A 12028-nucleotide genomic window follows, 5' to 3' on the forward strand; every position below is an offset into this window, starting at 1 on the left:
TTTACTCTTCAGCCCTGAGTTGGTGGCTCTGGCTGGAGTGAGATAGCCATCATCTAACACATCAATGCTAATACCATACTGAAACTATTGCAAGGACGTGCTGGTTTTATAACCCGCAAGTACTGTATGATTATCCAGTTGGCTCTGAGGCATTTTCACTCTGGCAATGCGCATAAACGCTTTCAAAGTCCTGATCAGTGGTACGGGTGGTGCCGTTAACTGATGCTCTGGCCGGAGTGAGATAGTCGTCATCTAACAATGAGGCATGCGCCGTGACAGGCAGTGGATGAGTAAGCGGATGCATTCTCACTCCATCGCATGGAGAAAACGGGTGATTGATAAAGCAATCATCGTTCTTGGGGCGTTAATTGCGCTGCTGGAACTGATCCGCTTCCTGCTTCAGCTTCTGAACTGATAGCGGAAACGTAACTAAGGGCAAAGAGCACACCACTCTTTGCCCTTTAACATTTAACGCATGGTAACGAACTCTTCTGCCGCCGTTGGGTGAATGGCGACGGTATTGTCGAAGTCTTTTTTGGTTGCGCCCATCTTCAGCGCCACCGCGAAGCCCTGCAACATTTCATCCATACCAAAGCCAATGCCATGAATACCGACAATCTTCTCTTCCGGTCCAACGCACACCAGCTTCATGCGGCACGGCTGGCGGTGAGTGGTGACGGCGGTATACATCGCGGTGAAAGAGGATTTATACACTTTCACCTGATCGTCGCCGTATTGCTCGCGCGCCTGCGGTTCCGTTAAACCAACAGTCCCAATCGGCGGATGGCTGAAGACCACGGTCGGAATGTTGCTGTAATCCAGATGCTCATCCGGCTTGTTATTAAACAGGCGTTCAGAGAGACGGCGACCCGCTGCAACTGCCACCGGTGTCAGTTCCACTGCACCCGTGTTATCGCCCACCGCGTAAATACCTTCAACGCTGGTATTTTGATATTTATCGACGACGATATAACCTTTTTCGTTGGTTTTTACGCCAGCGGCTTCGAGGTTAATGTTGTCATTGGCAGGCTCGCGACCAATCGCCCAAATCAGGCAATCCACCGTTTCACTGCGACCATCTTCCAGCTCCAGCGTCAGGCTGCCGTCGGCATTTTTCACCACCGCTTTCGGGATGGCGTTGGTATGCAACTGTGGGCCTTCGGCGTTCATCACTTCGACCAGCGTTTCAGAGATCATCGGGTCGAAGCTGCGCAGCGGCGCATGTTTACGAACAAACAGATGCGTTTTCGCGCCGAGGCCGTTAATCACGCCCGCCAGTTCAACGGCAATGTAACCTGCGCCAACAACCGCCACGCGCTCTGGTAAAGCAGGCAGGGCGAAGAAGCCATCGGAATCAATACCGTATTCCACGCCTGGAATATCCGGGTGGCTCGGACGACCGCCGGTGGCGATCAGGATATGATCGGCCGTGATGGTTTCGCCGTTTACTTCAATGGTTTTGGCATCAACGAAGCGGGCAAAGCCTTTGATTACATCAACGTTATTTTTACCGAGCACGTTTTCATAGGAAGTATGAATACGGTCGATATAGGCGGTACGGCTGGCGATCAACGTTTCCCAGTTGAATTTATTGATGGTGGTATCAAAGCCATAATCCGGGCCGTACATGTGGATCGCTTCACGGATTTGCGCCGCGTGCCACATCACTTTTTTCGGCACGCAGCCAACATTCACGCAGGTGCCGCCCAGTTCTTTGGCTTCAATCAGCGCGCATTTCTGACCGTACATAGCCGCGCGGTTGATGGAGGCGATACCGCCGCTGCCGCCGCCGATGGCGATGTAATCATAGTGTTTAGTCATGACATATTGTCCTTATCGTTGATTACCGCGATTGTAGCGCGAGACGTAATAGGTGCCAGCAATGGCTGCAATTACTCTGGCACGATCCAGCTTACGGCGGCATGCCCGGTGCCAGCCGGAACCAGTTTGCTATGCAACCACGGCAACACGTTATTCATCTGCTGTTCCAGCTTCCACGGCGGGTTAATCACAATCATGCCGGAAGCGGTCATGCCACGGCGATCGCTGTCTGGCAATACCGCCAGTTCAATTTGCATAATCTTGCGAATACCGGTCGCTTCCAGATCGTGGATCATGCGCTTGATTTGCTGACGCAGCACCACTGGATACCACAGCGCGTAGACGCCTGTGGCAAAACGTTTATACCCCTCGTTAATGCCGCTGACCACCGCCTGATAGTCGGTTTTCATTTCATACGGCGGGTCGATAAGGATTAAACCACGGCGAGAAACCGGCGGCAGCTTGGCTTTAAGCTGCTGGAAACCGTCGGCTTTTTCCACGCGCGCACGGCTGTCTTTCTGAAATTCAGAGCGCAGCAACGGGTAATCGCTCGGGTGCAGCTCGGTCAGTTGCAGACTGTCCTGCTCGCGCAGTAGCTGGCGAGCAATCAACGGCGAACCTGGGTAGTAACGTAACTGCCCGCTACGGTTAAAATGTTCCACCACGCTGATGTACGGTTCCAGCTCCGCAGGCAGATCGTCCTGCTGCCAGATACGGGCGATACCTTCGAGATATTCGCCGGTACGCTCGGCATGTTCACTGCCTAACTGATAACGTCCCGCACCCGCGTGGGTATCCAGATAGAGAAACGGTTTATCTTTCTCTTTCAGCGACTCGATGATCAGGCTCTGAACGGTATGTTTAAGGACGTCGGCGTGGTTGCCAGCGTGAAAGCTGTGGCGATAACTGAGCATGGGTAAAGGTGTTCCGGTAAGTAAAAATCGGCCCGTATTCGGGGCGCACAAAAGCCTATCAGGACAGTATACCGAAAAGAGGCCGTCGCCGCGAAAGCGTAACGTTTCTCATTGAAATTCACTACACTTAACCCCATGCTACACACATTATGTAAAGCGCCTGTTGAGCGCTTCCTTAACCTCTTTAACCAGGACTGCGCTAATGACGAATCCGTTACTGACTCCCTTTGAATTGCCTCCGTTTTCTAAAATTCTCCCGGAACATGTCGTTCCAGCCGTGACGAAGGCATTGAATGACTGCCGTGAAAATGTGGAGCGCGTAGTAGCGCAAGGGGCACCGTACACCTGGGAAAATCTCTGCCAGCCGCTGGCGGAAGTGGACGATGTGTTGGGGCGTATCTTCTCCCCGGTCAGCCACCTGAACTCGGTGAAAAATAGCCCGGAACTGCGTGAAGCCTACGAACAAACCCTGCCGCTGCTGTCAGAATACAGCACCTGGGTAGGGCAACATGAAGGGCTGTATAAAGCGTACCGCGATCTGCGCGATGGCGATCATTACGCCACGCTGAATACGGCGCAGAAGAAAGCGGTTGATAACGCCCTGCGTGATTTTGAACTCTCTGGCATCGGTCTGCCGAAAGAGAAACAGCAACGCTACGGCGAAATTGCTACCCGTCTTTCCGAACTGGGCAACCAGTACAGCAACAACGTCCTTGATGCGACGATGGGCTGGACCAAACTCGTTACCGACGAAGCGGAACTGGCGGGTATGCCAGAAAGCGCGCTGGCAGCGGCAAAAGCCCAGGCCGAAGCGAAAGAACTGGAGGGCTACTTGCTGACGCTGGATATCCCAAGCTATTTGCCGGTAATGACCTACTGCGACAACCAGGCCTTGCGTGAAGAGATGTATCGCGCTTACAGCACTCGCGCTTCCGATCAAGGCCCGAACGCCGGTAAGTGGGATAACAGCAAGGTGATGGAAGAGATCCTCGCGCTGCGTCACGAACTGGCGCAACTGCTGGGCTTTGAAAACTACGCCTTTAAATCCCTTGCCACTAAAATGGCAGAAAACCCGCAGCAGGTGCTTGATTTCTTAACCGATCTGGCAAAACGCGCCCGTCCGCAGGGTGAAAAAGAGCTGGCACAGCTGCGCACCTTCGCCAAAGCCGAATTTGACGTCGATGAGTTGCAGCCGTGGGATATTGCGTACTACAGCGAAAAACAGAAACAGCACCTCTACAGCATCAGCGACGAACAGCTGCGTCCGTACTTCCCGGAAAACAAAGCGGTTAACGGCTTGTTTGAAGTGGTGAAACGTATTTACGGCATCACCGCTAAAGAGCGCAAAGATGTTGATGTCTGGCATCCGGATGTCCGTTTCTTCGAACTGTATGACGAGAACAACGAACTGCGCGGCAGCTTCTACCTCGACCTCTATGCCCGTGAGAACAAGCGCGGCGGGGCGTGGATGGATGACTGCGTAGGCCAGATGCGTAAAGCCGACGGTTCGCTGCAAAAACCGGTCGCTTACCTGACATGTAACTTCAACCGCCCGGTGAATGGTAAACCGGCGCTGTTTACGCATGACGAAGTAATCACGCTGTTCCACGAGTTCGGTCATGGTCTGCATCATATGCTGACCCGCATTGAAACCGCCGGTGTATCCGGGATCAGCGGGGTACCGTGGGATGCGGTCGAACTGCCGAGCCAGTTTATGGAAAACTGGTGCTGGGAGCCGGAGGCGCTGGCGTTTATCTCCGGTCACTATGAGACTGGCGAACCGCTGCCGAAAGAACTGTTGGATAAAATGCTGGCGGCGAAGAACTACCAGGCGGCGCTGTTTATTCTGCGTCAGCTGGAATTCGGCCTGTTCGATTTCCGTCTACATGCAGAATTCCGTCCGGATCAGGGGGCGAAAATCCTCGAAACTCTGGCAGAAATCAAAAAACTGGTTGCCGTGGTACCGTCTCCGTCCTGGGGCCGCTTCCCACATGCATTTAGCCACATCTTTGCTGGTGGTTATGCGGCAGGTTACTACAGCTACCTGTGGGCCGATGTGCTGGCGGCAGATGCCTTCTCGCGTTTTGAGGAAGAGGGCATTTTCAACCGTGAAACCGGACAGTCGTTCCTCGACAACATTCTGAGCCGTGGTGGTTCAGAAGAGCCGATGGATCTGTTCAAACGCTTCCGTGGTCGTGAACCGCAACTGGATGCGATGCTGGAGCATTACGGCATTAAGGGCTGATCATTCAGTGAAAATCTGCTTAATTGATGAAACAGGCACCGGAGACGGTGCCTTATCTGTTCTGGCGGCTCGCTGGGGGCTGGAGCACGATGAAGACAACCTGATGGCGCTGGTGTTAACACCGGAGCATCTGGAACTGCGCAAGCGTGATGAGCCGAAGCTTGGTGGCATCTTTGTTGATTTTGTTGGCGGAGCGATGGCGCACCGTCGCAAATTTGGCGGTGGACGCGGTGAGGCGGTGGCGAAAGCGGTGGGCATTAAAGGCGATTATCTCCCGGACGTGGTGGACGCTACCGCAGGACTGGGGCGCGATGCCTTTGTGCTGGCTTCGGTCGGCTGTCGTGTGCGGATGCTGGAGCGTAATCCAGTCGTTGCCGCGCTGCTCGACGACGGCCTGGCGCGTGGTTATGCGGATGCGGAAATCGGCGGCTGGTTGCAGGAGCGTTTACAGTTAATCCACGCCTCCAGCCTGACGGCGCTAACCGATATTACTCCCCGCCCGCAGGTGGTCTATCTCGACCCGATGTTCCCGCATAAGCAGAAAAGCGCGCTGGTGAAAAAAGAGATGCGCGTGTTCCAGTCGCTGGTGGGGCCGGATCTCGACGCTGATGGATTGCTGGAGCCTGCACGCTTGCTGGCGACCAAACGCGTGGTGGTAAAGCGCCCGGACTACGCGCCACCGCTGGCGAATGTCGCCACGCCAAACGCGGTAGTTACCAAAGGGCATCGCTTTGATATTTATGCAGGTACGCCGGTGTGAAAGTAAAGCAGGGTAGTGTTATTGCTACCCTGTGTTCTGCAAGAATAATTAATGGCTTTCCGGCGTCTCAATCATGCGTTTCAGCCACGGCACCATCAACAGCATCACTACTGCAACGCCCAGCGTAACCAGGCCAATTTTACCAAACACGCTGGTATAGACGGGCAACGTCTCAAGCGGATCTGTAATGTTGTCTGGTACTGCGGTAAATGTTGCCACATAGCCGCCAAGCAAGAACGCGGCAGCTTGCGTCAGAAACCACATCCCGAGAATAAAGCCCATCAAATGCTGCGGCACCAGGGCAGCAATCATCGCCAGGCCAAGGGCACTAATAAACAGTTCACCTAAACTCTGGAATAAGTAAACCAGCACGATAAACCATGGTGATGTCAGCCCTTGTGCATCAGCAAACCACATTCCCGCAGCTGCAGCCGTCAAAAAGCCCAGCGAGCACATAAACATACCGAGAGTAAATTTCATCGGCATCGAGAGGTCTTTGCCTTTGTTACCCAAATGCGTGTAGATACCTGCCAGTATTGGGCTGGCGAGTACCACCCAGAACGGGTTAAGCGCCTGGAAGCTGACCGGGTTGATGGAAAAGCCGAGAATTTCATGATGCACGTTGTTGATGGCAAAGAAGTTCAGCGACGTTGGCATCTGGGCGTAGAGAATGTAAAACACCACCGCTTCGAGCATCAGGACAAAGGCAACAAACATTTTATTGCGCCCGGTTTTATCCAGCTTGAATGCCTGACGAAAGAAGATGATGGTGACGACGATGGAGAGAACAATCAGCACCAGATTGGCGACTTCTACGTTGTGCATCAGCCATGCACAGACGAAGATCATCACCACGCTGCCAAGTAACACGTACAACAGTTTGCTGAAGCTCATCGGCTTGAAGTCGGGTTCAGAACCAATGTTTTTCACCATTCCACGACAGGCGATGTAAACCAATAGCGCGATAATTAATCCCGCACCGCACAGGTTGTAGGTGACTGAATAGCCGAATCTATCAGCGATCACAGGGGCCAACGATAACGCTATCAACGAGCCGATATTGATCGACATATAGAACAGGGTGAATGCGCCATCAAGCCGCGGATCTTTCGGTGGATAGCACTTCGAAAGCAAGCTGGCAGGGTTAGCTTTAAACAGGCCGTTACCGACAGCGATAGTCCCCAGGGCGATGAAAATCAGGTCAGGCTTAAGTAGCGACATGCCGGTCATGAAGTAGCCAATCGCCAGCACAAGTGCTCCGAGAACAATGGTGCGTTTGGTCCCCAGCAGGTGGTCGCCGACATAGCCGCCAATGGAAATGAGGCCATAGACCAGCGCAGCAAACGCACCAAAAGTGACAAAAGCCTGCTCTTGCGAGAATCCAAGCTGTTTAACGAAGAAAACCGCCAGTACGCCCTGCACGCCGTAGTAGCCGAATCGCTCCCATAACTCGACAAAAAAGATCATGAAAAATGGGCGAGGTTGCTGCAGCATCCCCATGGGTGTTGTTGTATTCATATTTATTAACCTTCCAATACCATCCTGAAAAGTATGAACGCGTAAGGGATAACGCGCGAAAAAGTTTACATCTGTCAGAGATTCTTAATATTGATGCGGTGAATAGATTAATACACTATTACAACAGAAAATAACCAGCTGATCACACTAATGATGGAAAATATGATGGTGTTAAATGTTGTATTGGCTGGGGATTTTGATTGCGTACGCAGATCGTAGGCCAGATAAGGCGTATACGCTGCATCAGGTAACAAGGCGCGCCAAAAAGCAAAACGCCCGCATATGCGGGCGTTCAGGCACACGTCGTGGAGGGAAGATTATTCTTCTTCGTCGCGCAGCGGAACAATCAGCATATCAACGTGAACGGTGTTGATCAGCTGACGTGCGGAAGACATCAGTTTGCTCCAGAAGTCCTGGTGGTGACCACAAACCACCAGATCCATATCGTATTTCTTGATTGCATCGACCAGAACCTGGCCCAGATCGCCGCTGCCGCTCAGGGTTTCAGTGATTGGGTAGCCTGCATTAGTGGAAAGCTCGGTCAGCGCATGATGTGTCTCTTCAGAGATGCGTTTCTGCATATCACCCAGATTCACATCAATAAGCCCGGTGTATAGGTCAGAGTAGTTTACATCTACGTGGATCAGAGAAACTTTCGCATTGTAGGGGCGAGCCATAGAGACTGCTTTCTCTACCAGAACTTTGCTTTCCGGGGAGAGATCGACCGCGATGAGAATGTGTTTATAAGCCATAGTGTTACTCCTTCCATAAAGTTGTCGATGACTGGCCAGCTAGCGTTTCTTGTGCCGTTACGTCACCCGCGTCCTGCGAACTACGTGCGCGGGGCTAACCCAGCCGTAAAGATTCAGTGTTAAGACCATCCTTACCTTATAGCGACCCGGATGATCCGTCAATCCGCCTTGCTTACCCGTTAGATAAACAAATTTTCGGCATGAATATATTGATAGTGGTTAACCTTCTGGAAAAAAAACAACCTGATCTCCTACACTATCTATAGAGCCGCTCGGATGTTGGTCACCACAAAAGCGGTTTCTCCAGGACCTGGTGTTAACTGATTGGCAGCGTATCGGGAGCGGTAGCCCCGGGGTGGAACTCCGCGGGCAGGTCGCCGGGGAGGAGGTATGATAAGCACCGTCGCATTATTTTGGGCTTTATGTGTCGTTTGCATTGTTAACATGGCGCGCTATTTCTCATCACTACGCGCGTTGTTAGTGGTACTGCGTAACTGCGATCCATTGCTCTATCAATATGTTGATGGAGGGGGCTTTTTTACCTCACATGGCCAACCCAACAAACAGGTGCGTCTCGTTTGGTATATCTATGCCCAACGTTATCGCGATCATCACGATGATGAGTTTATTCGCCGCTGTGAGCGGGTGCGTCGGCAGTTTATTCTGACCAGCGCATTGTGTGGTCTGGTGGTGGTCAGTCTGATTGCATTGATGATTTGGCATTAAGCACTTCAGCAAAAATAACGCATAAAAAAAGCGGGCCAGCAAACTGACCCGCTCGAGACTGATTACAAACGCAAAATTGCCTGATGTGCTACGCTTATCAGGCCTACATAATCTCTGCAATCTATTGAATTTGCATGTTTTTGTAGGCTGGATAAGGCGTTCACGCCGCATCCGGCATGAACAAAGCGCACTATGTCAACAATCTGAAGCGGGCCAGCTGACCCGCTCGTTTTGGTGCGTGCGATTACAGGAACTGCAAGGAGAGCCAGTAAAGCCCGCCGGAAAGCAGTACCGCAGCCGGAAGGGTAAACACCCAGGCCATCAGAATACTGGTCACGGTTTTACGCTGTAAGCCGCCGCCATCTACCACCATCGTCCCCGCGACAGAAGAGGAGAGTACGTGGGTAGTGGAAACCGGCATCCCGGTATAACTCGCCAGGCCGATAGACACTGCCGCAGTCATCTGGGCAGACATCCCCTGAGCGTAGGTCATGCCTTTCTTACCGATTTTCTCACCGATAGTCGTTGCCACACGACGCCAGCCAATCATCGTACCGATACCTAACGCCAGCGCGACCGCCATGATGATCCACACCGGCGCATACTCGATGGTGCTAAGCATGTCGGACTTCAGTTTCTTCAACAGACGCTGATCGTCAGCACTCACGCCAGGCATCTTCACCACTTTGTCGATAGTGTCAGAAACGCACAGCATAATGCGGCGCATCTGGCTACGTTGATCAAGCGACAGCTTGTCGTAGCTTTCCACATCAGTAGTCAACATGCCTTTCAGGCGGTTGAGCGCGTTAATGGTATTCGACGGATGGCAATGGAACTCCGCAGGTTGCGTTGCGCCAGCTTCCGGAGCCGGTACTAACTGATCAGCACCGGTAGCCTGTTTCAGCAGCGCAGGGTGCTGCTCAAAGTAAGCTTCCACGTTGTTGATGGCATCACGGGTACGGGTGATTTCGTAGCCAGTGGCATTCATATTCACTACGAAGCCTGCTGGCGCGACGCCAATCAGTACCAACATAACCAGACCAATGCCTTTCTGACCATCATTTGCGCCGTGAGAAAACGCCACACCGATAGCGGAAAGGATCAGCGCAATACGCGTCCAGAACGGCGGCTTTTTCTTGCCGTCTTTCTTTTCACGCTCCGCTGGGGTCAGGTGGATACGGGCGCGTTTCTTGGTGCCGCTCCAATAGCGGCGCAGCAAGAAAATCAGACCGCCAGCAAACACCAGGCCGACAATAGGGGAAACGATCAGAGAACCGAAAATACTTAATACTTTCGGGATATTGAGTGCATCCACCACTGACGTCCCGGTCATCAACGCATTGGTTAAACCAATCCCGATGATCGCGCCAATCAGCGTATGAGAGCTGGATGCAGGTAAACCAAAGTACCAGGTACCCAGGTTCCAGATAATCGCCGCCAGCAACATAGAGAACACCATGGCAAGGCCATGAGACGATCCCATATTAAGCAGCAGATCCGTCGGCAGCATATGCACAATGGCATAGGCAACACTCAGACCACCCAGCAAAACACCCAAAAAGTTGAACACCGCCGCCATAACCACGGCGAGCTGAGAACGCATCGCGCGGGTATAGATAACGGTTGCCACGGCGTTGGCTGTGTCATGGAAACCATTGATGGCTTCGTAGAACAGCACAAAAGCCAGTGCAAGCAATAATAACAGCCCGGTATGCAAATCCAGGCCAGCAAACAAATGTAGCATAGGACGTTACGCCATTTTGAGGACATGAACGCGGCGCATTATCAGTGACTTTCGCGGCGCGGGCAAAGTGAAATATAGACTTTTTTTGATTTGCCTCCTGTATAGATTGCACTCAAAAAATAATTATCTTATATAATTCAGGCAAATACTTCCTTTTAGTAATATTGATGCTGGTGCGACCACTGAGGAATCTTTACAATTCACGCCCGTTTTTTCTTAGAGGAGCGCAACGTGGAAAGGTTTGATGCCATTATTATAGGCGCTGGTGCGGCGGGTATGTTCTGTTCTGCGCAGGCAGGTCAGGCAGGACGCCGGGTTCTGCTGATCGATAATGGTAAAAAACCAGGGCGCAAAATCCTCATGTCTGGCGGTGGGCGCTGCAACTTTACCAACCTTTATGTCGAACCGGGCGCTTATCTGAGCCAGAATCCGCATTTTTGTAAGTCTGCACTCGCGCGTTTTACCCAGTGGGATTTCATTGATCTGGTCAATAAACACGGCATCACCTGGCACGAGAAAACGTTAGGGCAACTCTTCTGCGATGACTCCGCGCAGCAGATTGTCGACATGCTGGTGGATGAGTGCGAGAAGGGCAATGTGACCTTTAGATTGCGTAGCGAAGTGCTGAGCGTGGCGAAGGATGATACAGGCTTCATGCTTGAACTGAACGGCATGACTGTCGGTTGCGAAAAGCTGGTCATCGCGACCGGTGGACTGTCAATGCCAGGGCTGGGCGCGTCGCCGTTTGGTTATAAGATTGCCGAACAATTTGGCCTCAACGTGCTGCCGACCCGCGCGGGTCTGGTGCCATTCACTCTGCATAAACCGTTGCTCGAAGAGTTACAGGTGCTGGCAGGCGTGGCGGTGCCTTCCGTGATTACCGCTGAAAACGGCACCGTTTTCCGTGAGAACTTACTCTTCACCCATCGCGGCTTGTCTGGACCGGCGGTGTTGCAAATTTCCAGCTACTGGCAACCGGGTGAATTTGTCAGTATCAATCTGCTACCGGATGTGGACCTCGAAACCTTCCTGAATGAACAGCGTAACGCACATCCGAATCAGAGCCTGAAAAACACACTGGCGGTTCATCTACCGAAGCGGTTGGTTGAACGCTTACAACAACTCGGGCAAATCCCGGATGTCTCGCTAAAACAGCTCAACGTACGTGACCAACAGGCACTGATTAGCACATTGACCGACTGGCGTGTGCAGCCGAACGGCACTGAAGGCTATCGCACTGCCGAAGTGACGCTCGGCGGCGTGGATACCAACGAACTCTCTTCACGGACGATGGAAGCGCGCAAAGTGCCTGGGCTGTATTTCATCGGCGAAGTGATGGACGTCACCGGCTGGCTGGGGGGCTATAACTTCCAGTGGGCGTGGTCGAGTGCGTGGGCTTGTGCGCAGGATTTGATTGCTGTCCGAGGACAATAAAGTTGTACACAAAGCACTAAAGTTGTAACCATTCTCAAAAAACGACGCTAATGTTGTATACTTACTGAATGTGTGGTTATAGGGTTGGAGACTATAAAATGCACATATAGGTAC

General features: G+C 52.4%; 12 protein-coding genes. 6 read left to right on the top strand and 6 right to left on the bottom strand.

The features are described 5' to 3' along the window. Window positions 1-130: 130 nt before the first annotated feature. The gene (locus AABJ99_RS01210; RefSeq protein ID WP_001355010.1) at window positions 131-304 is read right to left on the bottom strand and encodes a hypothetical protein; all 174 of its coding nucleotides are present in this window, start codon (window positions 302-304) and stop codon (window positions 131-133) included. Window positions 305-331: 27 nt separating this feature from the next. On the opposite strand from AABJ99_RS01210, the gene dinQ reads away from it, so the two are divergent. Continuing rightward, window positions 332-415, top strand: coding sequence for a damage-inducible type I toxin DinQ (dinQ, locus tag AABJ99_RS01215; protein ID WP_001295215.1), 84 nt, complete (start codon window positions 332-334; stop codon window positions 413-415). A 53-nt stretch (window positions 416-468) separates the two neighbouring features. Here dinQ and gorA read toward each other — a convergent pair whose 3' ends face one another. Continuing rightward, window positions 469-1821, bottom strand: a complete 1353-nt coding sequence (gene gorA, locus AABJ99_RS01220) for a glutathione-disulfide reductase (protein ID WP_000160796.1) — start codon at window positions 1819-1821, stop codon at window positions 469-471. A 71-nt stretch (window positions 1822-1892) separates the two neighbouring features. Beyond that, the gene (gene rlmJ / locus AABJ99_RS01225; protein ID WP_039020658.1) at window positions 1893-2735 is read right to left on the bottom strand and encodes a 23S rRNA (adenine(2030)-N(6))-methyltransferase; all 843 of its coding nucleotides are present in this window, start codon (window positions 2733-2735) and stop codon (window positions 1893-1895) included. Between the two features lie 202 nt (window positions 2736-2937). Between rlmJ and prlC the strand changes: the two genes are divergently transcribed. Both prlC and rsmJ read left to right on the top strand, forming a co-directional pair. Further along, entirely contained in the window at window positions 2938-4980 is a 2043-nt protein-coding gene (prlC, locus tag AABJ99_RS01230; RefSeq protein ID WP_032185368.1) for an oligopeptidase A, read from the top strand. Between the two features lie 7 nt (window positions 4981-4987). After that, complete coding sequence (gene rsmJ, locus AABJ99_RS01235) at window positions 4988-5740, top strand: 16S rRNA (guanine(1516)-N(2))-methyltransferase RsmJ (RefSeq protein WP_000686620.1); 753 nt, start codon at window positions 4988-4990, stop codon at window positions 5738-5740. A 48-nt stretch (window positions 5741-5788) separates the two neighbouring features. Here rsmJ and dtpB read toward each other — a convergent pair whose 3' ends face one another. Beyond that, window positions 5789-7258, bottom strand: coding sequence for a dipeptide/tripeptide permease DtpB (dtpB, locus tag AABJ99_RS01240; protein WP_032303979.1), 1470 nt, complete (start codon window positions 7256-7258; stop codon window positions 5789-5791). 165 nt (window positions 7259-7423) lie between these two features. Here dtpB and AABJ99_RS01245 point away from each other — a divergent pair, with 165 nt between their 5' ends. Beyond that, window positions 7424-7477 (top strand): hypothetical protein, encoded by a 54-nt coding sequence (locus tag AABJ99_RS01245; RefSeq protein WP_212591402.1) that lies wholly within the window; start codon window positions 7424-7426, stop codon window positions 7475-7477. Between the two features lie 98 nt (window positions 7478-7575). Here the strand turns inward: AABJ99_RS01245 and uspA are convergent, their stop codons facing one another. Further along, a complete protein-coding gene (gene uspA, locus AABJ99_RS01250) occupies window positions 7576-8010 on the bottom strand; it encodes a universal stress protein UspA (protein WP_000323571.1) in 435 nt (144 codons plus the stop codon). Between the two features lie 390 nt (window positions 8011-8400). On the opposite strand from uspA, the gene uspB reads away from it, so the two are divergent. Continuing rightward, on the top strand, window positions 8401-8736 hold the full coding sequence (gene uspB, locus AABJ99_RS01255) for a universal stress protein UspB (RefSeq protein ID WP_000626187.1): 336 nt from the start codon (window positions 8401-8403) through the stop codon (window positions 8734-8736). A gap of 244 nt (window positions 8737-8980) precedes the next feature. Here uspB and pitA read toward each other — a convergent pair whose 3' ends face one another. Continuing rightward, the gene (gene pitA, locus AABJ99_RS01260; RefSeq protein WP_000902780.1) at window positions 8981-10480 is read right to left on the bottom strand and encodes an inorganic phosphate transporter PitA; all 1500 of its coding nucleotides are present in this window, start codon (window positions 10478-10480) and stop codon (window positions 8981-8983) included. A 231-nt stretch (window positions 10481-10711) separates the two neighbouring features. Between pitA and yhiN the strand changes: the two genes are divergently transcribed. Further along, window positions 10712-11914: an NAD(P)/FAD-dependent oxidoreductase gene (gene yhiN, locus AABJ99_RS01265; RefSeq protein WP_039020657.1), complete on the top strand. Its 1203-nt coding sequence runs from the start codon at window positions 10712-10714 to the stop codon at window positions 11912-11914. The last annotated feature ends 114 nt before the right edge of the window (window positions 11915-12028 follow it).

It is taken from the genome of Escherichia coli (genome assembly GCF_036503815.1).
Taxonomy (GTDB): Bacteria; Pseudomonadota; Gammaproteobacteria; order Enterobacterales; family Enterobacteriaceae; genus Escherichia; species Escherichia coli_F.